This window comes from Corallococcus interemptor, from assembly GCF_003668875.1.
Classification (GTDB): domain Bacteria; phylum Myxococcota; class Myxococcia; order Myxococcales; family Myxococcaceae; genus Corallococcus; species Corallococcus interemptor.
Genome location: NZ_RAWM01000010.1, coordinates 1 through 25,485, shown reverse-complemented (window position 1 = coordinate 25,485; position 25,485 = coordinate 1). Strand labels below are relative to the sequence as shown.

General features: G+C 70.6%; 25 protein-coding genes and 1 pseudogene. 16 read left to right on the top strand and 10 right to left on the bottom strand.

The window, feature by feature from the left end:
• Nucleotides 1-46: 46 nt before the first annotated feature.
• A complete protein-coding gene (locus D7X96_RS05850) occupies nucleotides 47-952 on the top strand; it encodes an NADP-dependent oxidoreductase (protein WP_120548620.1) in 906 nt (301 codons plus the stop codon).
• 9 nt (nucleotides 953-961) lie between these two features.
• On the opposite strand, the gene D7X96_RS05845 is transcribed toward D7X96_RS05850, so the two are convergent.
• Nucleotides 962-2,443, bottom strand: a complete 1,482-nt coding sequence (locus D7X96_RS05845) for an RluA family pseudouridine synthase (protein WP_244219458.1) — start codon at nucleotides 2,441-2,443, stop codon at nucleotides 962-964.
• Between the two features lie 276 nt (nucleotides 2,444-2,719).
• Here D7X96_RS05845 and D7X96_RS05840 point away from each other — a divergent pair, with 276 nt between their 5' ends.
• Together D7X96_RS05840 and D7X96_RS05835 are read left to right on the top strand one after the other, a co-directional pair.
• Nucleotides 2,720-4,336 (top strand): LVIVD repeat-containing protein, encoded by a 1,617-nt coding sequence (locus D7X96_RS05840; RefSeq protein WP_121769199.1) that lies wholly within the window; start codon nucleotides 2,720-2,722, stop codon nucleotides 4,334-4,336.
• A gap of 70 nt (nucleotides 4,337-4,406) precedes the next feature.
• Nucleotides 4,407-5,234 carry a hypothetical protein gene (locus D7X96_RS05835; RefSeq protein WP_147468247.1) on the top strand — a complete coding sequence of 276 codons (828 nt, stop codon included), beginning with the start codon at nucleotides 4,407-4,409 and terminating at the stop codon, nucleotides 5,232-5,234.
• Here the strand turns inward: D7X96_RS05835 and D7X96_RS41395 are convergent.
• Nucleotides 5,231-5,356: a hypothetical protein gene (locus tag D7X96_RS41395; RefSeq protein ID WP_255425037.1), complete on the bottom strand. Its 126-nt coding sequence runs from the start codon at nucleotides 5,354-5,356 to the stop codon at nucleotides 5,231-5,233. The two genes, D7X96_RS05835 and D7X96_RS41395, sit on opposite strands and share 4 nt — an antisense overlap.
• A gap of 34 nt (nucleotides 5,357-5,390) precedes the next feature.
• On the opposite strand from D7X96_RS41395, the gene D7X96_RS05830 reads away from it, so the two are divergent.
• The 3 genes from D7X96_RS05830 (at nucleotide 5,391) to D7X96_RS05820 (ending at nucleotide 7,482) form a co-directional block, all read left to right on the top strand.
• Entirely contained in the window at nucleotides 5,391-5,591 is a 201-nt protein-coding gene (locus tag D7X96_RS05830) for a hypothetical protein (RefSeq protein WP_121769198.1), read from the top strand.
• A 19-nt stretch (nucleotides 5,592-5,610) separates the two neighbouring features.
• Complete coding sequence (locus D7X96_RS05825) at nucleotides 5,611-6,309, top strand: hypothetical protein (protein WP_120548615.1); 699 nt, start codon at nucleotides 5,611-5,613, stop codon at nucleotides 6,307-6,309.
• A gap of 141 nt (nucleotides 6,310-6,450) precedes the next feature.
• Nucleotides 6,451-7,482, top strand: coding sequence for a hypothetical protein (locus D7X96_RS05820; protein ID WP_120548614.1), 1,032 nt, complete (start codon nucleotides 6,451-6,453; stop codon nucleotides 7,480-7,482).
• Here D7X96_RS05820 and D7X96_RS05815 read toward each other — a convergent pair.
• From D7X96_RS05815 to D7X96_RS05805, 3 genes are all read right to left on the bottom strand, one after another.
• Nucleotides 7,457-9,637, bottom strand: coding sequence for an FUSC family protein (locus D7X96_RS05815; protein WP_244219457.1), 2,181 nt, complete (start codon nucleotides 9,635-9,637; stop codon nucleotides 7,457-7,459). The genes D7X96_RS05820 and D7X96_RS05815 overlap by 26 nt on opposite strands.
• A 62-nt stretch (nucleotides 9,638-9,699) precedes the next feature.
• A complete protein-coding gene (locus tag D7X96_RS05810; protein WP_120548613.1) occupies nucleotides 9,700-10,779 on the bottom strand; it encodes a hypothetical protein in 1,080 nt (359 codons plus the stop codon).
• 136 nt (nucleotides 10,780-10,915) lie between these two features.
• Nucleotides 10,916-11,476 carry a DUF2378 family protein gene (locus D7X96_RS05805; RefSeq protein ID WP_120548636.1) on the bottom strand — a complete coding sequence of 187 codons (561 nt, stop codon included), beginning with the start codon at nucleotides 11,474-11,476 and terminating at the stop codon, nucleotides 10,916-10,918.
• A gap of 236 nt (nucleotides 11,477-11,712) precedes the next feature.
• On the opposite strand from D7X96_RS05805, the gene D7X96_RS05800 reads away from it, so the two are divergent.
• The 3 genes from D7X96_RS05800 (at nucleotide 11,713) to D7X96_RS05790 (ending at nucleotide 14,942) form a co-directional block, all read left to right on the top strand.
• Nucleotides 11,713-13,155 (top strand): hypothetical protein, encoded by a 1,443-nt coding sequence (locus D7X96_RS05800; RefSeq protein ID WP_120548612.1) that lies wholly within the window; start codon nucleotides 11,713-11,715, stop codon nucleotides 13,153-13,155.
• A gap of 24 nt (nucleotides 13,156-13,179) precedes the next feature.
• Nucleotides 13,180-14,064, top strand: coding sequence for an ATP adenylyltransferase family protein (locus D7X96_RS05795; protein WP_120548611.1), 885 nt, complete (start codon nucleotides 13,180-13,182; stop codon nucleotides 14,062-14,064).
• A gap of 65 nt (nucleotides 14,065-14,129) precedes the next feature.
• On the top strand, nucleotides 14,130-14,942 hold the full coding sequence (locus D7X96_RS05790) for an SAM-dependent methyltransferase (RefSeq protein WP_121725061.1): 813 nt from the start codon (nucleotides 14,130-14,132) through the stop codon (nucleotides 14,940-14,942).
• Here the strand turns inward: D7X96_RS05790 and D7X96_RS05785 are convergent.
• Nucleotides 14,923-16,137, bottom strand: coding sequence for an MFS transporter (locus tag D7X96_RS05785; RefSeq protein ID WP_121725060.1), 1,215 nt, complete (start codon nucleotides 16,135-16,137; stop codon nucleotides 14,923-14,925). The genes D7X96_RS05790 and D7X96_RS05785 overlap by 20 nt on opposite strands.
• A 13-nt stretch (nucleotides 16,138-16,150) precedes the next feature.
• Nucleotides 16,151-16,678 (bottom strand): hypothetical protein, encoded by a 528-nt coding sequence (locus D7X96_RS05780; protein WP_121725059.1) that lies wholly within the window; start codon nucleotides 16,676-16,678, stop codon nucleotides 16,151-16,153.
• Nucleotides 16,679-16,824: 146 nt separating this feature from the next.
• Here D7X96_RS05780 and D7X96_RS05775 point away from each other — a divergent pair, with 146 nt between their 5' ends.
• The 4 genes from D7X96_RS05775 (at nucleotide 16,825) to D7X96_RS05760 (ending at nucleotide 20,229) form a co-directional block, all read left to right on the top strand.
• Nucleotides 16,825-17,337 carry a sigma-70 family RNA polymerase sigma factor gene (locus D7X96_RS05775; RefSeq protein WP_121769197.1) on the top strand — a complete coding sequence of 171 codons (513 nt, stop codon included), beginning with the start codon at nucleotides 16,825-16,827 and terminating at the stop codon, nucleotides 17,335-17,337.
• Nucleotides 17,330-18,049 (top strand): hypothetical protein, encoded by a 720-nt coding sequence (locus D7X96_RS05770; RefSeq protein WP_120548607.1) that lies wholly within the window; start codon nucleotides 17,330-17,332, stop codon nucleotides 18,047-18,049. Before D7X96_RS05775 ends, D7X96_RS05770 begins: the two co-directional genes overlap by 8 nt.
• Nucleotides 18,046-19,584, top strand: a complete 1,539-nt coding sequence (locus D7X96_RS05765) for a caspase family protein (RefSeq protein WP_121769196.1) — start codon at nucleotides 18,046-18,048, stop codon at nucleotides 19,582-19,584. Before D7X96_RS05770 ends, D7X96_RS05765 begins: the two co-directional genes overlap by 4 nt.
• A 147-nt stretch (nucleotides 19,585-19,731) precedes the next feature.
• A complete protein-coding gene (locus tag D7X96_RS05760; RefSeq protein WP_121769195.1) occupies nucleotides 19,732-20,229 on the top strand; it encodes an FmdE family protein in 498 nt (165 codons plus the stop codon).
• Here D7X96_RS05760 and D7X96_RS05755 read toward each other — a convergent pair whose 3' ends face one another.
• Nucleotides 20,230-20,607, bottom strand: coding sequence for a DUF1304 domain-containing protein (locus D7X96_RS05755; protein WP_121769194.1), 378 nt, complete (start codon nucleotides 20,605-20,607; stop codon nucleotides 20,230-20,232).
• A gap of 92 nt (nucleotides 20,608-20,699) precedes the next feature.
• Between D7X96_RS05755 and D7X96_RS05750 the strand changes: the two genes are divergently transcribed.
• The 3 genes from D7X96_RS05750 to D7X96_RS05740 all read left to right on the top strand — a co-directional run bounded on the left by D7X96_RS05750 (nucleotide 20,700) and on the right by D7X96_RS05740 (nucleotide 24,164).
• Nucleotides 20,700-21,293, top strand: a complete 594-nt coding sequence (locus D7X96_RS05750) for a TetR/AcrR family transcriptional regulator (RefSeq protein ID WP_121769193.1) — start codon at nucleotides 20,700-20,702, stop codon at nucleotides 21,291-21,293.
• An 88-nt stretch (nucleotides 21,294-21,381) separates the two neighbouring features.
• A complete protein-coding gene (gene dbpA / locus D7X96_RS05745) occupies nucleotides 21,382-22,767 on the top strand; it encodes an ATP-dependent RNA helicase DbpA (protein ID WP_120548602.1) in 1,386 nt (461 codons plus the stop codon).
• A gap of 50 nt (nucleotides 22,768-22,817) precedes the next feature.
• A complete protein-coding gene (locus tag D7X96_RS05740) occupies nucleotides 22,818-24,164 on the top strand; it encodes a Fic family protein (protein WP_120548601.1) in 1,347 nt (448 codons plus the stop codon).
• 6 nt (nucleotides 24,165-24,170) lie between these two features.
• Here the strand turns inward: D7X96_RS05740 and D7X96_RS05735 are convergent, their stop codons facing one another.
• Nucleotides 24,171-24,854 carry an abortive infection system antitoxin AbiGi family protein gene (locus tag D7X96_RS05735; RefSeq protein ID WP_233610292.1) on the bottom strand — a complete coding sequence of 228 codons (684 nt, stop codon included), beginning with the start codon at nucleotides 24,852-24,854 and terminating at the stop codon, nucleotides 24,171-24,173.
• Nucleotides 24,855-24,982: 128 nt separating this feature from the next.
• A pseudogene (locus tag D7X96_RS05730) lies at nucleotides 24,983-25,485 on the bottom strand (APC family permease); the annotation flags it as partial.

The following is a 25,485-nucleotide window of genomic DNA, read 5'->3' as shown; positions in this document are numbered from 1 at the left end:
GGGTGCATACCGTTGGGCCGACAGTGGATTCCCTCTGGAGGCCCGGATGAAAGCAGTCGTGCTCAAAGGCTATGGGGACGTGGACGTGCTCGCGGTGCAGGACATGCCCGAGCCGAAGGTGGGGCCGGGCGAGGTGAAGGTCCGCGTCACCGCCGCGAGCATCAACCCGGTGGACTGGAAGATCCGCCGGGGTGACATGAAGGGGCGGATGGATTTGAAGTTCCCCACCATCCTCGGGCGCGACGTGGCCGGTGAGGTGGTGGAGGTGGGCACGGGCGTGGAGGCCTTCGAGCCGGGCGACCGCGTGATGGGCCTGGTGAACGCGGGCTACGCGGAGACGGTGGTCGCGCCCACGGAGGCCTGGGCGAAGGTGCCCGACACCCTGGACCTGCGGGACGCCGCGGCGCTGCCGCTGGTGACGCTGACGGGCACGCAGCTCATCGAGGAGCACGTGCGGCCCTCGCAGGGGGACACGGTGCTCGTCACGGGCGCGCTGGGCGCGGTGGGGCGCTCGGCCGTCTTCGCGGCGCGGGCGCGGGGCGCGCGAATCTGGGCGGGCGTGCGCAAGAAGCAGGTGGAGGAGGCCCAGAGCCTCAACGTGGACGGGGTCGTCGCGCTGGATGATCCGAAGGACCTCGCGAAGCTGCCCACGCTGGACGCGGTGGCGGACACGGTGGGCGGAGAGGCCGTGGCCGCGGTGCTCGACAAGGTGAAGCATGGTGGGACGGTGGGCACCGTGGTGGGCGAGCCGAAGGGCGCGAAGGAGAAGGGCCTCGTCGTGCGCAGCTTCATGGCGCATCCCGATGCGCACCGGCTTGAACAGCTTGCCGTGAGCGCGGCGAAGGGCGACCTGGTGATTCCCATCAGCCGGACCTTCAAGCTGGATGACGCGCGTGAGGCCCAGAAGCTCGCGGAGCAGGGCGGCGTGGGCAAGGTGCTGCTCGTCAACTGAGGCGGGCGTTCAGAAGGGGGCGGCGCGGGTGAAGGACACGCGCTGCCCCGTCGCCGGGTGCACGAAGGACAGGGTCTCCGCGTGCAGGTGCAGGCGGAGGCCCGCGTGTCCGTACAGCGGGTCTCCCAGGATGGGCGCGCCCAGGCCCTTCGGGTGTGCCGCGTGGACGCGGAGTTGGTGCGTGCGGCCGGTGCGCGGATGGAAGGCCACGCGCGTGTGGCCCGCCGCGCGGTGGAGGACCTCCCAGCCGGTGACCGCGGGCTTGCCGTGCACGGGGTCGACGATCTGCCGGGGACGGTCGTCCAGGTCCACGCGCAGGGGCAGGGTGATGGTGCCCGAGTCGCCCTGCACGGGACCGTCGATGAGCGCCACGTAGCGCTTGTCCACGTCGCGGTGGAGGAACTGGCGCTGGAGGGAAGCGTGCGTGCGGCTGTCCAGCGCGGCGACGAGCAACCCGGACGTGTCCAGGTCCAGCCGGTGCGCGAGCAGCGGTCCCGTGGCCTGGGGGTAGCGGGCCCGCAGGCGGGTGAGCACCGAGTCCAGCAGGGCGGCCTCCCGGCCCGGCACGGACAGCAGGCCGCAGGGCTTGTCGATGACGACGAGCCACGCGTCCTCGAAGACGATGGACAGCTCTGGCGTCGGCGCCGGTGGTGGGACGAAGACGCGGGGGGCGGAGACGGTCAGGCCTTCCAGCATGAACGGGAGCAGGGGGCCGCACTTGTCGCGGCACGCCGGATAGAAGGCGCCCTGGATGCGGCCTCCGGACGCGGGCGGCGTGCCCCACCAGAACTCCGCGAGCGCCACGGGGTGGAGTCCGTGCGCGAAGGCATGGGCGAGCAGCTTCGCTCCCGCGCAGTCACCGGCACCGGATGGGGGCTCCGCGCCGCCGTAGAGCGAGCGCAGGGGGCGCGTTTCTCCGCGGGCGTTGGTGATGGCGTAGGTGTCGTGGAACTGCTTCATGAAGCCGCGCGAGACGATGCGCCGCAGCCGGTCCAGCGCGCGCACGCGGCGCTCCGCCTTCGCGCGGGCGGGGGCGAGAATGCGCCGGGCCTCTTCCTGGGCCGCGTCCCACCGGCGCTTCTCCGCCTTGTCGCCCCGGCTCTCCTGGTCGAGCGCGTGCAGCGCCTGGGCGCGTTCGGCGTCCGTGAGCCCTTGCGTGGCCATGATGGCGGCGCGGCGTTCGTGCCGCTGGCGCCGCCGGCCGTCGTGGCGCAGGCGCATGGCTTCGCGCTCCGTGGCCTCACGGGACTGACGGGCGTCATCGTCCTCACGCAGGCGGCGCAGTTCATCGGAAGCGCTCCACGCCTCGGCGCGGGCGAGCAGGGCCTTCACCGTGGCATCGGCCACCGGCTCCACGCGGGCGCGTGCCTCGCGGTCGAACACAGGGGGGACGAAGCCTGGGACGTCCCAGCGGCCCGCGAGCATCGCGGAGAAGGCGCGCAGCACGCCGAACGTTCCATCCGGCTGCCGCACCACGAGCACGCCGAACATCTTCCCGCCGTCTGGGCCCTGGAGGACGTCGCTCGGTAGTCCCGGAGCGATGGAACCTTCACGGAGCTCGGCTTGCAGTGCCTCCGCGGCCCGGCGCGCGAGGGCATGTGGGCCCAGGGCGTCGAAGGGGCTGGGGAACGCACCCGGCACTTCATCCGTCGCCGGTTCGAGGGGAGTGACAAGCGGGACCACGGCGCCGGAGTAGCACGAAACGAGGTGAGGGGATGGGCGGGGTGGGAACGTTAGGCTGGGAGCCCTTCTCTTGCGAGGTCTCCCATGACAAGTCCTCTGCGGACGCTGTTGGTCATCCTGGCGCTCCAGCTCCTCCCCGGATGTGAGGACACGCCCCCAAAATCCTCCTTCGACGCGGGGACCCCGGACGCGGGCCCCTTTGTCTGGGATGGCACGTACACCGAGCTGGAGGAGCACGGAGACTGGGTGGATCGGGGACCCTTCGCGCCGTGCGGCTTCGATTCGCGGGACGCGTCCAGCAGCGCCTGCGAGGAGCTGTCCCGCTTCGACGTCTCGAATTGCGACCCGGCGGCGCTCGCCATGCTTCCCCAGGAGGGCATCTATCTGGCCAACACCCGGGATGAGAGACGCCTGGCTGACGGGGGCACCCTCATCAGCACCGGCCCCGTCGGCTTCCAGCTCCGGAGTGACGGAGGCACGAGCACGTTGTTCGACGAGCCGCTCCGCTTCCGGGACACGCAGGACGGGCGCTTCTCCCTCATCGGGACCAACACGCGCACGAGCCTCACCATGACCCTGGTGGGCTGTCAGAGGCCCGCGCCGGACGTCATTACCGGCTGCTTCGCCTCCTGTCGCCGGGGGAAGTTGTCGCAGCAGGGCACCTTCGAGGCCCACCGCGTCGCCAGCTGGGCGGGCGAGCCCGAGTCCTCCGGAGGGCTGACGCTGCTCTCGGAGCGCCAGGCCGCGCAGGGGCAGCCCGTGGATGTCTATGTCACCCTGGGCCACGCCTACGTCGTCTCGCTGCCCTACCAGGGCCGCGAAGGAGGGCTCACCGTCTTCGACGTGCGCGACCCGAGGAATCCCATCCTCACGGCCTCGATCAGCCTGCCCGGGGACAGCTTCTGGAATGGTGTCTGGGCCTGGGGAAACGCCCTCTACGTGGCCAGCAGCGTCAGGGGCGTCCACGTCTACGACCTCTCCAATCCCGCCCTGCCTGTCTTCGTGCGAAGCCTGCCGACGGGGACCTATGGCGCGCACACGGTGCTCGTCGACGGCGGGCGGCTCTACGCCATGGTCCCCAACACCGGCACCTATGTCTACGACGTGTCCCAGCCGCTGGCTCCGGTGCTGCGAACCCTCATCACCATCCCCGGGGACTTCGACTCCGGGGGGCCGCATGACGCGTTCGTGTATGAGAACCGCCTGTACATCAGCAACGCCTTCGGCGGCTACGGGGTGATGGATGTCACCAACCTGGATGACGTGCGCTACCTGGGCCTGTACCCGCGCCCGGATCTCGGCTTCGCGCATCACAGCGCGGTGGGGACCTTCGCCGGCCGCACCCTCGCCTTCGAAGGGGGAGAGTTCCACAGCTCCCACCTGCGCGTGCTCGACGTCACCGACCCGGCCCGCATCGTGAAGCTGGGCGAGTTCCGGATGCGGCCCGTCACGTCCATCCACAACCTCATCCTGCACGGTACCCGGCTCTACGTGGCCTGGTACCACGAGGGCCTGCGGGTACTGGACGTGTCCAATCCCACGCGGCCCACGCAGGTGGCGCATTACAACACCTTCCGCGAGAGCGACCCCTACCGGGGCGACAGCATCTTCGAAGGCGTCTATGGCGTCCGTGTCCCCGGCGACGGGCACGTGTATGTGGTGGACTCGTCGCGGGGGCTGCTCGTCTTCAACGAGCTGTGAGCGAGTTCCGGCCCTGAAGGCATGTCAGGCTGGCTGTCATTGCCTGGCCATGTCAGGCTCTCGGGTCCGTATGCACCTTTCATCCGCGATGCTGCTCTTGACCGTCCTCGCGACGCCCCCGGCGGCCGCCGAGGCGCCACCGTCCCCCAGCAAGGCCGCCTGTCCATCGGCGCTGCGCGTCGTGGTGGATCCCCAGGAGCTGAAGAAGCAGGTGCGCGCCGCGACGACGACCGCCGGGTTGCGCAAGCTCCTCCACCCGCTGGGATTGGACTCCGCGTGGGAGCAGCTGGAGTGCTTGAAGGAGGAGGGGCCGGCGTCCGCGCAGCTCGACGTCTTCCGTGCACGCATCCTGTCCGCGGACACGCAGGACGTCGTCCTCCAGGCCCGGGGACAGCTGTGTGAGGGGAACAAGCTGCTGGCGGGGGTGGTGCTTCATCCGCTCAGCGCCAAGAACACCTTCTGCGCCATCCCGATGGAGTTCCTGCCGGGCTCGGCCGAGGGTGAATCCCTTCGCGTGGTGTTCTCCTTCGAGAACCTCACCGACCCGGTGCGGCAGGTCTTCCGGGTCGAGATGACAGAGACGGACGCGCGCAACGAAGACGAGACGCTGTCGTACTGGGAGGCGCAGGAGGGCAGGTTGCGCTCCATCTTCACGATCAAGTCGACAAGCCACATGGGCTTCGTCCACGGCGGGACCGACGTGAAGGTCACCCCGGTGGGCGACACGTTTCCTCGCGTCCTTGAGATCAAGGAGTCCAGCACGAACTGCGGCAGGTTCACCGACATGCCCTCGGGCGAGAGCGTCTATGACTCCAGTTGCACCGACGCCGCGAATGAGGCGCGCATGTGCTACCGCCGCAAGTCGCCCGGTGAGCCGGGACGCTACGACAAATGCTAGGCCCCTGAGGACGCGGACTGGCTGGCGCGGAAGTAGAACGGACGCCCATCCGCTTCGCCGTGGCCCTGCACCGGGCAGGAGCCGCCAAAGTCACCGCTCCATCCGTTCCCTTCGAGCTTCACGGTACGCTCCGAAGTCCCTTGTGGTTGCCAATAGATGGATTTTTCGAAGAAGGCCGTCGACGTCTTGAGTGAGCTTCGTGGGCGAGGCCTGACCGTGGAACAGGCGTTGAATGAGATGCGGGGGATGAAGCTGGGGCTGATCAACGTCGTGAAGGCGCTTCGTGCCGTGGAGGGGATGGGTCTTCGCGATGCTGTTGACTTGATGGACTCGAGGGGGGACTCCAAAGAATTTTGATTCTAGGCTTCCCGCCTCCATGACAACTGCCCGCTCCTTCGCCACCGGCGTCCTGCTGTTGTCCGCGCTTCTCGCGTGGGAGGTGGACGCGCGCACCGCCATCCTGAAGGCAGGCGAGGGTTGGCAGCTGAGGGTGGACGGCCAGCCCTATGTGGCGAAGGGGGTCACCTTCAGCGGCTCGGGTGGGCCCGCCAACTTCGACAGGGATTGCGAGCAATTGAAGTCCCTGGGCGTCAATACGCTGCGCACCTGGGGCACGGGGGATGAGACTCCCTTGCTGCTTGATGCCGCGCACAAGCATGGCCTGCGTGTCCTCGTGGGCCTGTGGCTGCGGCCGGGCCGTGCGGGCATGCTGTCCGGCACCTCCAAGCGTCCGGCGTGGCACGCGGTGCGAGAGGCATACACAGGCGTGAAGCCAGAGCCCGCGCTGCCGGTACCGGTGCGCCTGGAGGTCCGGGGTGTGGAGAAGGAGTGGGCCAACGTGGCCTTCGACGTCACCTCCGCCACGCCGCTGGACGTGTCCTTCGCCTACAACTTCCGGGGCGCGGCGACCCGGGAGGAGCGCGACCGGGTGACGGTGCTGGAGTCCCGGAAGGGAACCACTCCCGGTATGTGGCTTGTGCGACTGCCCGCCGTGACGGGTGCCATCAAGCTGTATGGCCTGGCGAAGGACGGCGCGGGGAACCTGGTCGCCGCCACCACGTCCGTGGCTCCCTGAATTCTTGCGATAGAGTGCGCCGCCATGCGTTGGCATCTCTTCGTTCTTTCAATTGGGTTGGTGGCGTCTGGCTGCGCGCACCGCGAGCTCGTGGTCAAACTGCCGCCACCCGCCGCGAGCCATGGTCATCTGATCTTGGCCATGGGGTACTTCCTGGAGGACCCCCGCTCCTACGAGAAGGAGATCCAGAAGCCGAACCTCGGGTGGGGCGGCCACCAGGGGATGCCCACGGACACCCCTGTCCTGGAGTTGGATGCCAGCCAGGCTCCAGCGGTCTTCGACGAAGCCGTCGCGGCCCTGGCGGGCCAGCCCTCCGAGTCACAGGTCAGCCGGGCCGCCGGAGACATCGCGGCCGCATGTGACGCGGGCTACGAGAAGGCCTGCCAGTTCCTGAAGGAGCAGACCCGTCTTCCTGAAAGGATTGAAGGGACGGTGCTCCATCCTCAGGGCGCCGGCGCGGCTCCTGCCCGTGCCGAGTACGCAGTGGTCATCGTGAAATGCCGTATCGAAACGGATGAACGGGTCCGGGGCTGTCAGGCCATCGAGGATGGCTCGGGGCGGCCCTCCGAACGCCTCATCCCGCAACTGGAAGAGAGCCGGTACCGGCCCTGGTCCCTGGCGGGACACGCCGTGGCCACCCCATACACCTTCACGCTCAACCTCCGTCGTGGAGGCACGGGTGGGGACGACCTCCTCGTGGAGCAGAAGCTGGGCTGGGCGCGGATGCGGGTGGCCCATTTCCCCCAGAGCACCGGGGCGTGGATCAACCTTGCCATGCAGCTCGCCGTCCACACGCCGGAGGATCCGGACTATCCGAAGGTCCTGGCGCAGGCCTACGCCCTGGCGCCGCTTCAGAAGTGGCTCGCCACGGAGATGGCCTGGCAGCGCATCCAGCAGGGCCAGCACACCGCCGCCCTGATGGCGCTGCGCCCTGTGCTCCGGCGCTCCATGATGGGAAGCCGTCCCAACCCCTATGTGCTGGAGACCGCCGCCGCCGCGCACTTCGGGCTGAACCAGTGCACCGAGGCACTGGCCGAACAGCAGAAGGCCGTGGAGCTGCTGCCCGCGGAGTGGCCCGCGCCGGAACGGGAACGCTTCCAACGCAAGCTCCAGGACTACCGGTCCGCCTGCGCCGTGCCCAAGGACGTCAGCGCAGGGACGGGTCCTCGCTGATCCGCGCCACCGCGCCGTGCAGGATGCCCAGCTGCCGGGGCACGCGCTCCAGCAGCTTCCCCAGCACGGGGTCGTCGCTGGTTCGCGGCAGGGACAGGGCCGGCAGGGGCGGTGGCTCCCGCCTTTCCTGCAACGCCCGGGCGAGCAGCTCCAGGCTGTCACTGGCCCGCTGTGCCAGCTGCTGCGGCAGCACCGAGGTGGTCCTTCCCTCGAGGCGCCCCGTGCCCAGCGCCGTCACCGCCAGCGCGAACCTGCGCGCGTAGGTGAGCAGCGCCATGCCCGGCTCCAGGTGACCGGGCGGGCCCCGGTACTCCGTCATCAACCGCTGGAAGGAGGACTCCGCCTCCAGCAGCGCCTGGTCCAGCAGCCGGCGCTCCTCGTTCACCGCGGGCTCCGTGCCGCTGCGGTGCGTGGCCAGCTGTTGCAGGTACTTCCCGTCCGCGCGCAGGGCGGAGGCCGCCGCGTCCGGGAAGCGGCGCCGCTCCGGACTGGGCCACAGTGTCCATGAGCCCACCAGCGCCAGCGCCCCCGCGATGAGCACGCCCAGCGAGCGCTGCGACGCCACCGTCCAGTCCCCGGAGCTGAGCGTCGCCATCAGCAGGTAGTCCGGCGTGAGCAACACCTGGAACGCGCCGAAGTTCAGCGGCAGCATCGCCACGGAGATGGCCGTCAGCGCGCTGATGACGCCAATCATCATGGGCGGCGTGTGCACCAGCGTGGCGATGAGCGCCGCCAGGCTCGCGCCCACCAGCGTCCCCAGCGTGCGCTGGAGCACGCGCTCCTCCGTGCTGCCCGCGTAGGGCTGGAGGATGGAGATGACCACCAGGCTCACCCAGTGCGCGTCGCCCACCTGCAACGCCCGCGTCAGCCCCAGCGCCGCCGTGGCCACCATCCCCGTGCGCAGCGCGTGCCGCGCCACCACCGAGTCCGGGTGCAGGTGGTCGCGGATGGGCTGCCACAGGGAGAACCCCTGCTGCCGCCGGGTGCCGCCCACCGTGCCCCGGCCTCGCGGCGACACCGGGTCTCCGAAGAGCAGACCCGACGCCGTCTCGTGCGCCACGCCCGCGTATTCGCGCAGCCGGTCCAGCAGCGTGGCGACGTGCGTGGACAGCGGCCCCTCCGCGCCCTGACGCACCGGGGGCGCGGCCATCCTCGCGGGCTGCCGGCGGCGGGGCCTCAGCGCCAGCCGGGGCGGCTCACGCATGCCTTCGTTGCGGTCCTCCCGCAGCGCCCGCGACACCCACTGGTCCATCGCGTTGAAGGCCTCGCACAGCCGGATGACCCGCTCGCGCGTCGCGTGCAGGTGCGGATCCCTCCCCACCACCTGCATCGCCTCCGCCAGCGCGCTGAGCAGCGCCACCATGGGCTCCGCCAGCTCCACCAGCACCAGCAGGTGCTCGCCCCGCCTGGACTCGTCAGGCCGTCCGCGCCGCGTGGCCGCGAGCACGTCGCGCGCCCGCTCGATTTCCGGGCGGATGCCCGCATGGCGCTTGAGCCCCGCCGCCCACGACTCGGACGAGGCTCCGTCCCGCGTGGCGTTCCCCAGGTCCTCCGCCGCGATCGCGAGCGCCGCGTACACCCGCGCGACGGCCCGGCGCGCGGGACGGTAGGGCCTCAGCGGCCACAGGAGCAGCGACAGCCCCATCGCCCACAGGCCGCCCAACAGCAGCGCGGCGCCGCGCAGCACGGCCTCGCGCGTGGAGGCCGCGGGCGCGCCCAGCGACACGACGAAGATGACGGCGAGCTGTCCTCCCACGGAGCCCGCCGTCTCGCCGTAGCAGCGCGCGAAGTTCGCCGTGGTGACGCCCAGGAGCAGCAGCGTGGCGTCCAACCAGTACGTGCGGCCCGCGGGCGCGGCGAGCAGGCCGACCAGCGCCCCCAGCACCGTCACCGTCCCCATGACGCGCGCCCGCACGCGGTAGGAGCCGCCCTTGTCCGCGAGCGTGACGAGCAGCGCCGTGAGGCCCGCCCAGCCGGCCTGGGGCACGGTGAGCAGGAAGGACAGGCACAGGGGCAGGGCGGTGGCGACGGCGGCCCGGATGCCCGCCCACAGGGCCGGTCTCCCGGGCTCCACCCGGAGGAGCGACTGGAGGTGTCTCAGCAGCCGGTGATGGGGCATGGGGAGCGTCGGGCCGTCACCCCAGAGGGTGGCCACGGCCGCCCCCGTCCACACCCTCCCGAATGGCGTGGGCGGGCGGCCCGGCCTTCACCCCGGCGTCAGCCCGTGCCCAGGGCCGGCGCATCCTCGCCGGACGCGTCCTCGTCCGGGACCACGGTGCCGTCCCAGGGGATGTAGCGCACGCCCGGCATTGGATCCGGGCCGTGGAACTCCAGCGCGCCCACGGTGGAGGTGAGCTTGTGCGTGGCCTTCCATGCCGCGAAGGGATGCGGCCGGGAGAAGAGCTGCACCTCGCACCGGGCCACGTCGCTCTGCGCCACCAGCACGTCCCAGCCCGTGGGGTCGCGGTACGCGTAGCCCACCAGCGTGCGCGGGTCGCACCACGCGCGGCCCTCCACGGCCACGGTGGCGGACACGGCGCGGAAGGACAGCTCCCCGGACGCGGGTGACGTCACGCGGGTGAAGAGCATGTTGGGCATTTCGTGGAACGTGTGCTCGGTGCCCTGCGTGCGCAGGTAGATGGGCGAGACCTGGGGGTGGCCCCGCTTGCGCTTCGCGCGCACCGCCATGATCTCCAGCCGCGCGTCGTCGTCCTCGCGGAAGCGCGGGCAGTACAGCCACGTCAGCTCCTCCAGCCGCCGGTAGCCCCACAGGTGCTTCTGCAGGCCGGGCGCGCCCTTCACGTCGATGCGCTCACCGTCCACCGTCACGGTGCCGTCGAAGAGGACGTCGTCGTGCACGTGGGCGACCTGCGTGGGCAGGGGCAACAGCCCGGTGCCTCGCGGCTCGCGGCGCACCGGCCCCGGATGGCCGCCCTGGAAGCGCAGGTCCCACGCGATGGAGTGCCCGCCGCTGGCGACCTGCCCGTGACAGTGGCCGGGCGTCAGCTCCGAGTCCGCGATGCGCACTCCGCCGGAGCGCAGCGCGGTGAACTCGGAGGCCGGGTGGATGGCCTTGAGCGCCACCGCGGGCCGGTCCTGGGACGCGCAGTCGAACGCCGCCGCCCACAGCGTGGCGCGAGGCTCCCCTCCGCTGCCCGGCGCGGGCGTGAAGAGGGTGTAGCGCAACCACCAGGCGCGGTCGCCGCCCGGGTCGAGCACCACCAGGAACCAGATCTCGAAGAAACCCCGCTGTTGACCGTTCCAGCGCGGCAGGTTGGCGCGCTCGCTCGACGGCATTGGATGAATCCCCCTCTTCGCGCGGCCGTCCTCGGCCCGACCGCCGCGCGCAGGGGCTCACGCTCGCAGATGGGGCCCGGTGCGAGCAAGGGCCCTGGGGTCGCGGATCCGTGGCGACAGGGGGACGCTTCGCGGCTCAGGAACCCGGAGCGCCCCAGGACACGCGGTACGTGACGCTGTCGTCGTCGAACTGGACGACGTCCACCTGCGTGGCCGGGCCGCTGGCGGCGCGCACCGTGGCCAGCATCACGCCCTGCTTGAAGTAGCGCAGCTGGCCGGGCTCGTTGAGCCAGAGGTCCGCCTCGCGCTCGCCGCGCTCGGTGATGCGCACCTCGGTGTAGTTGTTGCCGGTGCGGAAGCTGTGCTGCGCGCGCATGAGCATCCGCTTGGGGCCGATGAGCCGCAGCACGCCCAGCAGCGCCCGGCCCACCATCGTGTCGCGGTAGCCGTCGATCATCCGCTCGCCGAGCATCCGCCACGCGACCGGATCCGGCTGGTCCGGGTGGAGCGTCTTCGCGGTGAGCGCCACGCAGCGCGTCCACGTGTCCAGCGAGTACGCGGGCTTCAGGGGCCGGTCCAGGTCCAGCCCCTCCTTGCGCAGCTGCTCCTTGAGGGCGAAGGGCACCTTCCCAGAGAGTCCCCGGACAAAGAGTCCTTCGACGATGGTCGGGAAAACGAGCTTCTCGGCGGTGGCCATGAGGTCCATTCCGCCCAGCACCGCGCGTTCTGGTCAAGACCTACCGCCCGGGTGGCGTCCGGCGCCCGAAAGCGCGCTCGCCCTCCGGGGCCATTCCGCCCCGTTCCGGCGCGGTGAAACATCACGTGTATCCATGGAATTCACGCGAAGTGCGTAATCGCTCACGGCCCTCGCCGGGCGCGGGCATCTGGTAGCGTCCGGGAGCCCTGGCTCCCCCTGGCGTGTCCCTGCATCCGATGACGTCCCGAGTCCTGACGTGCCTGCTGTTGTCCGTGCTGTGCGCGCTTCCGGCCCTGGGCGCCCGGCCGGTGCCCGCGACGGCCGCGGAGGGCATGGCGATGCTCCAGCGGATGGACACGGCGCGCGTGCAGGGCAGCCCCAGCACGCTGCGCACGGAGTTGGACGCGCAGCAGGCGAAGGCGCCGAAGGATCCGATGCCCCGGGTGTACCGGGCCTTCCTCGCGCTGCCCTCGGAGGAGAGCTTCAGCGAATTCAAGGCGCTGGCGGTGGTGTACCCGGAGAACCCGTGGCCGCACGTGGGCATGGGCCTGGTGTACGTGCGCTGGGGCATGCTGAAGGACGCGGCCGCGCCGCTGGAGACCGCGCGCAAGGGGGTGCCCGGCTTCGCGCCCGCGCTCTGGGTGGACGGCCTGCGGCTCCAGGCGGAGGGCAAGCCCGCGGAGGCGGAAGCCCGCTTGCGCGACGCGCTGTCGAAGCTGGACATCCCGCGCTTCCGCACGGATCTGGCGCTGCTATTGGCGGGCAGGCCCGGGGGCGCGGCCGAGGCGCGGGCGCTGCTGGTGCGCTCGGTGAAGGAGTGGCCCGAACAGCCGGAGGCGCTTCAAGTATTGTCGAAGCTTGCGCGCGAGGCCGGGGACGCGAAGGCGGGCGCGGAGGCCGGGGCGCTGCTCGTCGCGCTCCAGCCGCATGACCGCGAGGCGCACCGGCGGCAGGCGGAGGCGTGGCTCGCCGCCGGAGACAAGCCGCAGGCCGTGAAGATGCTGGAGCGCTACGCGACGCTCGGGGGCGCGGAGCCCGCGGTGCTGGCCCAGTGGGTGAAGCTCAACGTGGAGCTGAACCGCCCGGAGGACGAGGCGAAGGCCCTGGTGCGCCTGGCCGCCGCGACGCCGAAGGACCCCGAACCGCTGCTGCGGCTGGCGACGCTGGCGGAAGGAAAGCAGGACGTGGCCGCCATGGAGACGCGGCTGAACGAGGCGGCGGCGCTGGCCCCGGAGCGCGCGGACATCCAGGTGCGGCGGGCGCGGCTCTTCCTCAAGCTGGAGCGCTACTTCGAGTCCGTGGCGGCGTACCGCGCGGCGCTCGCCGCTCCGGAGCGCCCGGTACCCGAGGCCGCGGAGGAGTCCGCGCAGCTGAGCAAGAAGCTGCACCTGCCCGCGTCGCCCGCGAAGGGCACGGTGGAGCAGATCTACGACCGCGTGTCGCTGGGGCTCGTCGCGCTGTACCTGGAGCACCTGATGACCCAGCCGGAGCTCAAGGGCAACCTGAAGGTGCGCGTGGACCTGGACGCCACCGGCAAGGCCACGAACGTGGTGGTGCTCTACGACAGCCTCCAGGACGTGCTCATCACCCACCACGCGCACGTGGCCTTCATGGACGCGCAGTACCCGCCCGGCAGCGAGTCGCCGGTGTACCAGTACGTCTTCCGCCCTCCGCGCTGAGGCGGACATCCCAGGAGGCCACCCGTGAACGCCACGACGTTGCTGCCCGCTGCCCTGTGGCCCCGCACGCTGGACGTCACGCGCCGCGCGCTGGAGACCGGGGCGCTCCAGCCCATCGCCACGGACGCGCGCACGCTGCCCATCGCGAACACGACGTTCCAGGTGCGCGTGCTGGGGAAGGTGGCGCTCAAGGAGCGCAAGCGGCCTGCGCCGCCCCGAGGCTCGGAGCCCTCGGAGCCCTCGGAGCCCTTCAACCCGTTCGCGAACCCGGACCCGGACCTGGTGCTGGGGAATGTGCCGCCCGCGCACGTGTGCCTGCTCAACAAGTTCAACGTCGTGGAGCACCACCTGCTGCTGGTGACGCGGGCCTTCGAATCGCAGGACGCGCTGCTGACGCTCGCGGACTTCGACGCGCTCTCCACGTGCCTGGAGGGGCTGGACGGGCTGGCCTTCTACAACGCGGGCGAGACGGCCGGCGCCAGCCAGCGCCACAAGCACCTGCAGCTGGTGCCGCCCCTGGGGCCGGACGGTCTGCGCGCGCCGGTGGAGGGGCTCCTCCCCGCGCTGCCGGGGCCGGGCCGCGTCATCGCCACGGAGTCGCTGCCGTTCGCGCACCTGCTGGCGGGCCTGGGCCCCTGGGGCGCGCCGGGGCAGGGGGCTCGGATGCTGGCGGCGTATCAGCTGCTGCGGGCCGGGCTGGGGCTGGGCGAGCACGCGCCGTACAACCTGCTGGTCACCCGGGACTGGATGCTGCTCGTTCCGCGCAGCCGCGCGGAGGCCCTGGGCGTCAACGTCAACGCGCTGGGCTTCGCGGGCTCACTGCTGGTGCGCACGCCCGAGCAGTTCGACGCGGTGGCCGCGCTGGGGCCGCTGGAATTGCTGCGCCAGGTCGCGGGCGTCGCTCCGTAGGAGAGGTGCAACCGCGCGAGCGGACCGGCACAATGCCCGGGCATCAGTCTCACGGAGCGACCCCCATGGATGTGAACGAGCTGGCCCGCGTGCCGGGCGTGAACCCCCAGGTTCCCGACGCCGCACGCATCTACGACTACACGCTGGGCGGCACCCACAACTTCGAGGCCGACCGGCAGGCGGCGGAGTACATGTTCTCGCTGCTGCCCTCCACGCGGAAGTGGGTGCGGATGCTGCGCGGGTGCCTGCAGGCCGCGGCGAAGCGGCTGTCGTCGGAGGGCTTCACGCACTGGGTGGACTTCGCGTCCGGCCTGCCCACCAACGACCACGTGCACGGCGTGCTGCCGCCGGACGTGAAGGTGCTCTATTCGGACATCAACCCGCTGACCATGGCGCAGGCGCGCGTGCTGTTGGGGAACGACCCGCGCGTGCGCTACCTGGAGTGCGACATCCGCCAGGCGAAGTCCTTCCTGGAGCGCCCGGACGTGCGCGGCTTCCTGGGCGGCGAGCGCAAGGTGGCCCTGGGCGCCAACGGCATCACCGTGTTCCTCAAGGCGGAGGAGAACCGGAAGTTCTTCCGGGACCTCTACGACTGGGCCGCGCCGGGCTCCAGGCTCTTCACCACGTTCGAGACGAAGGACCCCGCGAAGACGACGCCCCAGTGGGAGCAGTTCGTGGGCATGTTCCACAAGATGGGGGAGAACTTCGAGCTGTTCTCCCTCCCGGAGTACCTGGAGCTGTGCCAGCCCTGGACGCCGGGGCCCGGTGGCGTGCAGACCGTGAGCCGGTTCCTCGGCCTGCCGGAGGACGCCATCACGGAAGAGGACCGTCAGGGCGTGGGCATCGAGTTCTACGCCGTCATCCTGGAGAAGAAGTAGCCGCCTTCGCGCGGTAGCGCAGTCCGATGAGCGCCGCGACGAAGCCCGCAGCGGCGCCCACGCCCAGCGCCTGACGCGGACCGAACGTGTCCGCGACCCACCCGACGACGGGCGCACCCAGCGGCGTGCCGCCCAGCGCGATGGCCAGGAGGATGGCGAGCACGCGCCCTCGCATGGCCGGGTCGGTGGACAGCTGCACCAGGCTGTTCGCGGTGGTGGTGAAGGTCTGCGCCGACACGCCGATGACGACGAGCATCACGGCGAACAGGGCATACGCCGGCATCACCGCCGCGAGCGTGAGCCCCGCGCCGAACACCGCGGCCCCCGTCACCAGCAGGCTGATGCGCGGCTGCGCGCGCCGGGCGGAGAGCAGCGCGCCCGTCACCGAGCCCATGGCCATGATGGACGTGAGCAGCCCATAGCCGCTGGCGCCCTGGCCGAAGACGCGCACGGCCATGGTGGAGATGAAGATGGGGAAGTTGAGGCCGAAGGTGCCGATGAGGAAGAACATGATCAGCACCGCCTTCAGGTCCGGCCGCTTCCAGACGTAGACGAAGCCCTCCAGCAGGGCGCCTCTTGAGTGGAGCGCCCGGTCCCTCACGTGCAGCTCATGCACGCGAAGCAGGCTCAGCGACCCGAGCACGGCGCCGAACGACGCCGCGTTGAGGACGAACATCCACCCGGAGCCCACGGCGGAGATGAGCACTCCCGCGATGGCGGGCCCCAGCATCCGCGCGGCGTGGAACGAGGTGGAGTTGAGGGCCACGGCGTTGGACAGGTCCTCCTCCCCCACGAGCTCCGACACGAACGTCTGGCGCGCGGGCGCGTCGAACGCGGTGACGCACCCGAGCAGGAACGCGAACACGTCCACGTGCCACAGCCGCACGTGCCCCCACAGCGTGAGCAGTCCCAGGCCCAGCGCCAGCGCGCCCAGGGACGCCTGCGTGGCGAACAGCAGCTTGCGCCGGTCCAGGTGGTCCGCCGCGTAGCCCGTCAGGGGAAGCAGCAGCAGCTGCGGCGCGAACTGGAGCGCCATCACGACGCCCACTGCGGTGGCGTTGTTGTCGGTGAGCTGGGTGAGGACGAGCCAGTCCTGGGCGGTGCGCTGCATCCACGTGCCCACGTTGGACACGATGGCTCCGGCCGCCCACGTCCGGAAGTTGTAGCCGCGCAGCGAACGGAACGTCCCCGTCATCCCGTCCGGTATCTCACCCGCACGACTCTCCCGCCAGCGCGCAGCGGCCGGACGCACAGGGCGTGAACGGAGGGTTGGAGCCGCAGCCCGAGGCGGCGCAGACGCAGGTGGTGACCCGGTGGGTGGCGGGGCTGCAGCAGGGCTCGTAGCCGTAGAAGGGCTGAGGGCCCGCGTCGATGCCGCCGTCCACGCCCGCGTCGGTACCGGCGTCACCGGGGAGGCCGCCGTCGGTGCTGGTGCCCGCGTCGATGCTGGTGCCCGCGTCTGCGCCGCTGGAGCCTCCGTCCATGGGCTCGCCGCCCGCGTCTTGCGTCGAGGGGCCCGGGCAGCTGTCGTTGCGCGACGCCGCGCAGGTGCCGGACGCGCAGGCTTTGAAGGAGGTGTTGCAGCCGTCGTCGCCGTCGCAGGGGCAGGTGTCCACCTGGTTGCGGACGCAGCAGACGGCCCAGGACACCTCGCCCAGCAGGTCCGGGTCCTCGTAGAGCGGATCGAAGCAGGCGCCCAGGAGCGCGAGGAGGCTGGCGAGGACGAGTCGTTTCACGGCGCTTGGGACACCCGCCGCGGCCGGTCTGGGACATGCCGGCGGGGTGCGACTAGTATCCCACACCCCATCGTGGAAGCGATGCGATGTCCCAGGCCACCGGGGCCGGGTGTCTCAAGGACGAAAAGGAAGGTCGGACCAGGCGGATGGGCAGCGGGCTCGATGCGGAGGAGCTCAGGCAGCTCTACGAGCGCTTCGCGCCCGTGGTGCACCGTCGCGCGCTCGCGCTGCTGGGCCGCGACGCGGATGCCTGGGACATCGTGCAGGAGGTCTTCGAGCGCATGCTGACGGCTGGCGCGCGGTTCCGACGGGAGGCCCGTCCCATGACGTACGTGTACCGCGTCACCACCAACCTGTGCCTCAACGCGCTGCGCTCGCGCCAGCTGCGGGAGCCGGCGCTGCTGGAGGCTCCGGAGGCCGCGGCGCTCACCCCTGGCCAGTGGGAGGCCGCGGACTTCATCCGCCACCTCGTGGGGCGGATGGGCGAGCGCGAACTGGAAGTGGCCACGCTGCACTTCTTCGACGGGCTGACGCAGGAGGAGATCGCCGGGATGCTGGACGTGTCGCGAAAGACCATCGTCCGCGACCTGGACTCCATCCGGAAGAAGGCGGCGGAGCTGGGGCGGCTGCCGGAGCCGCTGGAGGCGGAGCGTGGCTGAGCACCTGACGCGGCTGGAGATGGATGAGTGGCTGTCGGGACTGGACACGACGGGCCACGCGGAGCGGCACGTGGCCGCCTGTCCGGCCTGCGGGATGATCGCCGAAAGGATGCGGCAGGCGCGCGCGTCGAGCCTGGAGCAGCCGCGCGCGAAGGCGGTGCTGGCGAGGCTGGAGGAGAAGCGGGCGCATTCGGCGAAGCCGCGCTGGAGCTGGGCCGTGCCGCTGGTGGCTGCATTGGCGGCGGGGCTCGCGCTGATTGTCTACGTGCCGCGAGGCGCGGAGGACGGCGTGCGGTTGAAGGGGACCGTGGCGCTGCGGCTGCTGTCCGAGCAGGGCGCGCCGGTGATGGACGCAAGGCCCGGTGAGCACGTGACGCTGGCGGTGGGCACGGGGCCCTACCGGAACGTGCTGGTGCTGGCGGTGGATGAGGCGGGGACGGTGGATGCGCTCTGGCCGCCGGAAGGCCGGACGAGCGGCACGGTGGATCCGGGGGCGGAGGTGAAGCTGTCGCCGCCGCTGGAGGTGACGCCGGGCTCGGTGGCGTTGCACGCGTTCTTCGCGGATGCGCCGCTGGACGTGGCGCAGGCGCGCGATGCGCTCACGTCGCGAGTCGCGGAGTCCCGGGCGAAGGGGCAGGGCGCGCTGGATGTGGCGACGCCGGGGGACGTCGGGAAGGCCCAGGCGCGCACGTTGCTGAGGGTCGTGCCGTGAAGTGGGTGCTGGGGGCGCTCGCGGTGCTGCTCATGGTGCTGAGCCCTCTTCCGGGCGTCGCCGCGGAGGATGCTCCGCGCCGCTGGGCTCTGGTCGTGGGCGAGAATCAGGGCCTGTCCGGCGAGGAACGGCTGCGCTTCGCGGAGACGGACGCGCAGCGGATGCGCGAGGTGCTCCAGGAAGTGGGCGCCGTGCCGCCGGAGCGCACGATGGCGCTGCTGGGCACGGATGCCGCGAAGCTTCGTGAGGCCCTGGCGCGCTTCCGTGCGCGGCTGGCCGCGGAGGCTTCGCCGCGAGACTGGCTGCTGCTGTACGTGTCGTCACACGCGGGAGACGGCAGCCTGCATCTGCGCGGCACCGAGCTGCCAATGCGCGAGCTGGTGGACTTCCTCAAGGGAGCGCCAGTGGGCGTGGGGCTGCTCATCCTGGACTCGTGCCGCTCCGGCGTGGCCACTCGACTGAAGGGCCTGAAGCCCGTGGCCGCGCCCGTCACGATGGAGGCCTCGGACCTGGAGGGCCGGATTGTCATCAGCGCGTCGGGCGCTGATGAGTACGCGCAGGAGTCGGATGCGTTGCAGGGCTCCTTCTTCACGCACCACCTGGCAGTGGGGCTGCGTGGCGCGGCGGATGCTTCGCGCGATGGCCGCGTGACGTTGGAGGAGGCCTACCGCTACGCCTACGCACGGACGCTGGAGTCCACACTCGTGTCTCCAGGCGGCCTGCAGCGCCCCACATTCCGCATGGACCTGCGCGGACGCGGGGAGTTGATCCTCTCCGAGCCCCAGCATGCGCGGGGCCGATTGACGCTCGACGTGAAGGCGCCGGGCCGATGGTTGGTGATGGCGTCGGAGAGCGGCGCACTGGTGGCGGAGCTGGAGAAGGGCGAGGGCCCGACGACGCTGGCCGTGGCACCGGGTGCATACCGGCTGCTGCTGCGCGCGGACGAAGGGTATCTGGAGCGGTCGGTGCGCGTGCCGCTCGATGGCGCCGTGTCGGTGGGCGGCGAGCCTCTGGAGCAGGCCGCGCGGCTGAGGCTCGCGCGGAAAGGTGGACCGGGATCGGCGTTGATGGTCGCCGTCGGGCCGTCGCTGACGTCGGGCATCGTGGCGGGCCTGTCGTCGGTCGTGGGCCTGGACGTACGCCTGATGCGCGAAGGGTCGCTGTTGCCCGGCGTGGACACGTCGAACCTGGGGCTCGCGGTGCGGCGGGGAACGGGCCGCGGGGTGGACTTCCAGCAGACGGAGTTGGAGCTGCGGCTGGGCGCGGGGCCGCACTGGGACCTGGGCGCGTGGACGTTCAGCGGAGCACTGGAGGCGGGAGCCCTGGCCGTCTTCCAGTCACGCATCCCGGACGAGGACGCACGCTTCGGAGTGGAGCCGCTGGCGCTCGTCACCGGAGGCGTGCGCCTGGACGTGCGAAGCCGCCTGTCGATGCTCCTGACCGCCTCCGCCGGTGGCGTCATGGCGAAGCGCGACCGGGGCACCGCCCTGGTCCCCAGGGCCTCCGCGTCCCTGATGCTCGGGTACGCGCTCTGACCCTCCGGCCTGACGCGGCAAAAAAACCTGTCCGACAGTCGGACAGGTTCGTGGAGTGCACTGCCGGCAGCGCAGGGTTCATCGGTGGTCGCCAGTGGCGGTGGCTTCCAGGTAGAACGCCCAGCCCGTTCCTCTCCGGAGCCATCCATGACCCTGCGCCGTCATCTTCTGCTGTCCATCACGCTGGGCCTCACCCTGGGCTGCGCTGGCGCGAAGCCGGCTGCTGAACCGGGCGCACTGGAGCGGGTGGCGCTCGTGCATGGTGGCGCGGGGCCGTGGGCGGTGGCGGGCTACCGGATGGGCGATTACGCGCTCCAGCGGCTGGGCCTGCCCCGGGGCAGCTTCAAGCTGGAGGTCATCCACCACAGCCCGGCGCAGGTCCAGTACACCTGTGTCGCGGACGGCGCGGCGGCGGCCACTGGCGCCAGCCTGGGCAAACTCAATCTTTCACTGGTCACGACGCCCGCTCCGGAGGACGTCGCGACCACGTTCCGCAACTGCGACACCGGCCAGTCCCTCACGCTGCGCCCGTCCGCGTCCTTCGTGCATCGCTTCCGTGACGTCCCTCGCGAGAAGCTGGGCGAAGCGGGCCGGACCGTCCTCTCGCTCCCGGACGCCGACGTTTTCGAGCCCGTCACTCCCTGATCAAAGGACCACGAGCGCGATGGCCAGCGCCGGCAGCCCGCCCTGGACGATGCTGGCCGTGAGGAACTTCCGGTTGCTGCTCACCAGCACCACCGCTGCCGCCAGCATGCACGCGCAGCCGAACACCACGGCCGCCACGCCCGACGCCACCGCGCCCGTGTGCACCAGCACCACGCCCACCAGCACGCCCAGCGCGAGGAACAGGTTGTAGAAGCCCTGGTTGAACGCCATTCCCTTCATCACGTCCGCGTCCGCCTGCGACTTCAGCCCGAAGCGCCGCCACACCTTCGGCTTCGAGAAGACGATGCTCTCCATCACGAAGAACAACACGTGGATGAGCGCGGCGATGACCGCGAAGACCTGCGCCAGTAGCGGCATGGTGACTCCCCCTCCGGGGTTGGGATATTCTGAACCAGTCAGTTCCGAATTCATATTGAAACGGTCGGTTCAGAATTGTCAAGGAGGGTGACGTGGCGCGGACGCGTGCGTTCGACGAGACAGAGGCGGTGCGGGCGGCGCTGGGCGTGTTCTGGTCGCGCGGCTACGAGGCGACGTCGCTGTCGGACCTGGAGGCCGCGACGGGGCTGAACCGCTCCAGCCTGTACCAGACGTTCGACAGCAAGCGCGGGCTGTTCGCGCGGGCCATCACGCTGTACCTCCAGGAGGTCATCACGCCCCGCTTGGGTGTCTTCGCGAAGGGCGCTCCAGGCCTCGAGCAGGTGACCGGGTACTTCGAAGCGCTCGCCGCGACGATGGCCACCGCGCCGCAGGCGCTGACGCGGCGGGGCTGCCTGCTGGTGAATACGGCCACGGAGCTGGGCCCCCATGACGCGGAGGCGAAGCAGGCGGTGGAGGACTACCGGGCGCTCCTGCGGGGCCACCTGACGCGGGCGCTGGAGGGCGCGGCGCGGGCGGGCGTGGTGCCTCGCAAGACGGTGGCGCGGCGGGTGGAGCTGCTGGTGGGGGCGGTCATCGGGGTGCTCGTCACGGCGCGGGTGGACCCGGCGGCGGCGGCGAAGCTGGCCCAGGCCACGGCGAGCGAGGTGGCGGGCTGGGCGGGGTAGGCCCTGGCCGGGCTTGTCCGGCGTGTGAAGGCTGCTACAAGGGCGCGTTCTCCCGAGGCGCCCCGTGCCTCCGTCCCCCGAGGCTCCGATGGAATTCTCCGCGCTCGCGCTGTCGCCCCCGCTGCTCCAGGTGCTGGAGGAGCTGGAGTTCAAGACCGCCACCCCCATCCAGGCGCAGAGCATCCCGGTGCTGTTGCAGGGAAAAGACCTGGTGGGCCAGGCGCGCACGGGCAGCGGGAAGACGGCGGCGTTCGCGCTGCCCATCCTGCAGAAGGTGAAGCTCACGCAGGACCGGCGGCTCCAGGCGCTGGTGCTCTGCCCCACGCGCGAGCTGTGCGCGCAGGTGGCCGGAGAGATCCGCCGGCTGGCGCGGCGGATGCCGGGCGTGCAGGTGCTGGCGCTCGCGGGAGGCTCGCCCATCCGGCCGCAGGTGGAGGCGCTGGAGAAGGGCGCGCACATCGGCGTGGGGACGCCGGGGCGCATCATCGACCTGCTGGACCGCGAGGTGCTGGACACGCGGCACCTGGCCACGGTGGTGCTGGATGAAGCGGACCGGATGCTGGACATGGGCTTCCGGGAGGACATGGAGCGGGTGCTCGGGGCGACGCCCGCGAAGCGCCAGACGGTGCTCTTCTCCGCGACGTTCCCGGACGACATCGAGAAGCTGAGCCGCGCGTTCCAGAAGGACCCGGTGCGGGTGTCGCTGGCGCAGGAAGAGGCCGCGCCGGACATCCAGCAGGTGGCCTACGCCTGCCAGCCGGAGGAGAAGCAGTCGCTGCTCTTGCGGCTGTTGCGCCAGCACCAGCCGGCCTCCGCCATCGTGTTCTGCAACTTCAAGGCGGTGGTGGTGGAGCTGACGCGGGCCCTGGTGCAGGCGGGCGTGAGCGCGGACGGCTTGCAGGGAGACCTGGAGCAGTTCGACCGGGACCGGGTGATGGCGAAGTTCCGCAATCACAGCACGCGCGTGCTGGTGGCCACGGACGTGGCGGGCCGGGGCATCGACGTGGAGGCGCTGGACGCGGTGGTGAACTACGAGCTGCCGCAGCAGCCGGAAGCGTACGTGCATCGCATCGGCCGCACGGGGCGCGCGGGGCGGCGGGGGCTGGCGCTGTCGCTGGTGACGCGCTCGGACAGCCGCAAGGTGGAGGACATCGAGGCGACAACGGGCGTGAAGCTGGAGAAGGGAGACGTGGACGCGCTGGTGCCGGAGAACGTGCCGGGCGTGTCACTCATCTCTGGTTGGGAGACGCTGTCCATCTCCGCGGGGCGCAAGGACAAGATGCGGCCCGGGGACATCCTGGGCGCGCTGACGGGTGAGGCAGGCGGACTGAAGGCGGAGGACGTGGGCAAGATTGAGATCCACGACCATCACGCCTTCGTCGCCGTCTCCAAGCGCGTGGTGAAGGTCGCGTTCCAGCGGCTGAGCGAAGGCCGCATCAAGGGCCGCAAGCACCGCATCGAACGGGTGCGGTAGGGAACTACCAATCTGCTGCAAGATTAGTAGTAGATTGGTAGTTCAAGCCCATGCGACTCCCTGCGACGCCTCCTGACCTCCATGCGTTTGTCCAGCGGGTGGCTCAGGAGGGAACGGAGAGGCTTGTCGCTCTGCTGGAGCGCAAGCCGATAGGGCCGGAGGTGGACGGCCGCTACCTCCACTGGGATGAGCTTCGCCGTCATCCCGTCCCCGAGGGTATGACGCATGACGAGTGGTGGTACCGGCTCAAGACTGCTCGCGCCGCGCTTGGCTCCGATGTGCCGCTCCTCGACAAGGCAGGACGACCGTTTTCGTTCGTCCGCCCGAACGGCCTCCTATCCGGCCTGCACCAGATTGATTGGCAGCTTGGGAAGGGGCTGGAGCTGGCTGACCCTCAACTGGCCAATCCAGCTGTCCGGGATCGATACATCGTCGAATCGCTGATGGAGGAAGCCATCACTTCCAGTCAGCTGGAAGGGGCCTCCACGACGCGAAAGGTCGCGAAGCAGATGCTGGAGCAGGGACGTCCGCCTCGGACCAAGGACGAGCGGATGATCTTCAACAACTTCCAGGCGATGGAGTTGATGCGCCGGAATGCTCATGTCCCGCTGACGACGTCGCTGCTCCTGGAGCTTCACGAAACCATCACGCGTGACACGCTTGAGCCTGGCGAAGAGGGGCGCTTGCGGCGCGGCGATGAGCCCGTCACGGTCCAGGACCGGGCGAGTGGAGAGACCCTCCATGTCCCCCCTGACGCTCGTGAACTGCCCGGGCGATTGCGGCAGCTCTGTGCTTTCGCGAATGACTCCGGAGGGGCGGTCTTCATCCATCCAGTCGTACGCGCCATCGTGATCCACTTCATGCTCGCCTACGACCATCCCTTCGTGGATGGCAACGGGCGCACCGCGCGGGCCCTCTTCTACTGGAGCATGATCCGGCAGGGGTATTGGATCGCGGAGTTCCTCTCCATCTCGCGGATCATCCAGCGAGCCCAGATGCAATACAGCCGGGCGTTCCTGTTCACGGAGACGGACCACGGAGACCTCACCTACTTCCTCTTGCATCAGCTGGAGGTCATTCAACGCGCGACCGATGACCTCTACGCGTATCTGGAGCGGAAGGGGCGGGAAGCCAGGCAGGTGGATCTACTTCTCAAGGAAGGATCGGTTCTGAATCATCGGCAGCGAGAGCTGCTGGCGCACGCCCTCCACCATCCGGATGCCAGCTATGACATCCAGTCGCACCGGCGTCGGCACGGAGTCGTCTATCAAACCGCCCGGCAGGACCTGCTCGACCTTGAAGCCGCGGGGCTCTTGAAGAGGGACCAGGTCGGACGGGCCTTCTCCTTCTCTCCCGTGAGCAACCTCGAGAGGCGGCTCAAGAAGTACAAGCCCTGAAGCGGCTTACCCCTGCACGCTCTTGCGCTCGGTCGCGACCGGCGCCTGCGTGTGCTTCGCCAGCGCCTCCATGATCTGCCCGGCCTTCCAGCCTGGGTCCAACACGGGGCAGAAGTAGCCCGGGCCCGCGCGCTCCCTCACGGCCCAGGCGAAGAAGTCCCTGGCCACCGTGTGGACCTCTTCCGGCAGGAAGAGCGCCGCGACGTCGTACTCCGTGAAGCGCAGCAGGCCCGGGACGCGCCACTCGCGCTCCCAGTCGAAGCGGTAGCTGTAGGGCGCGTTGTGCGCGTCACCCTGGATGTCCACGAAGGGCGTCACCGCCCAAACGGGTTCCTTCTGCGGCTCCTTCGCCGCCAGGGCCTGATCCAACTGGTGCTTCATCGCCAGGTGCGCCGGTGAGCCGTACTGGACGTACCAGACCGGACCTCCGCCCTGCGACAGGATGAAGCTCTTGCGGAAGGCGATGCCGTACAGGCTCCGGCGCTGCACCAGCCTCGCGAGCTGATCCAACGGGATCTCGCTGAAGCACACCGAGCGGTGCAGGTTCGCCACCGCCGCTTCCCGCCGCGCGATGCCAAACCCCTCCGCGCCCGGGATGAGCGTGCGCGCCCCCAGGATGCTCATCATGTTCTGGTAGGCGTCGTGGTACGGGGGCCCGGGCTTCGTGAAGTGCACCACGAAGTCAGACATGTCCCGCCACTGCGCATTCGCCTGATACCCGAGCATCGCCTCGCGAGTCTTCCGGCCTGCTCCCCCCTTCGCAACACGACGTGCTGGGTTGTCCCCAGGCCTGCCCGCCCTCCTGACGTGCGAAAGCACTACGGCAGGCGGACGGGCGCTGGCTCCCTCGGCCGCGACAATCGCATCAGCGCCAGCCCCGCGAGCACCGCCACCGACGCGACCGCCGCCTCCCGGGCGCTCGCGCCAAAGGCCACCAGCGTCAGGCCCAGCACCAGCGTGGGCACCGCCAGCAGCGCGTGCACCGGCCGCAGGTTCCGCTCCCGCCGCAGCGACAGCACCGCGAGCGCCGCCGCCGTGACTCCAAATTGCATCAGCACCGCGATGGCGGACAGCGCGAAGAGCTCCGACAAATCTCCCAGGTTCACGAACCCCAGCACCAGCGCCCACGTCACCGCGAGCGCCCGCATGGGCACGCCCGACGCCGACATGCGCTCCAGCCCGAACAGCGAGCGCTCCCCGGCGGCCAGCGCGGACAGGTAGCGCGGCGTCGTCACCATCATCCCCACGCAGATGCCCAGCGCGGACACGCTCGTGCCCGCGCCCACCAGCCGCTCCAGCCCCGCGCGGGCCCGGTGCACGG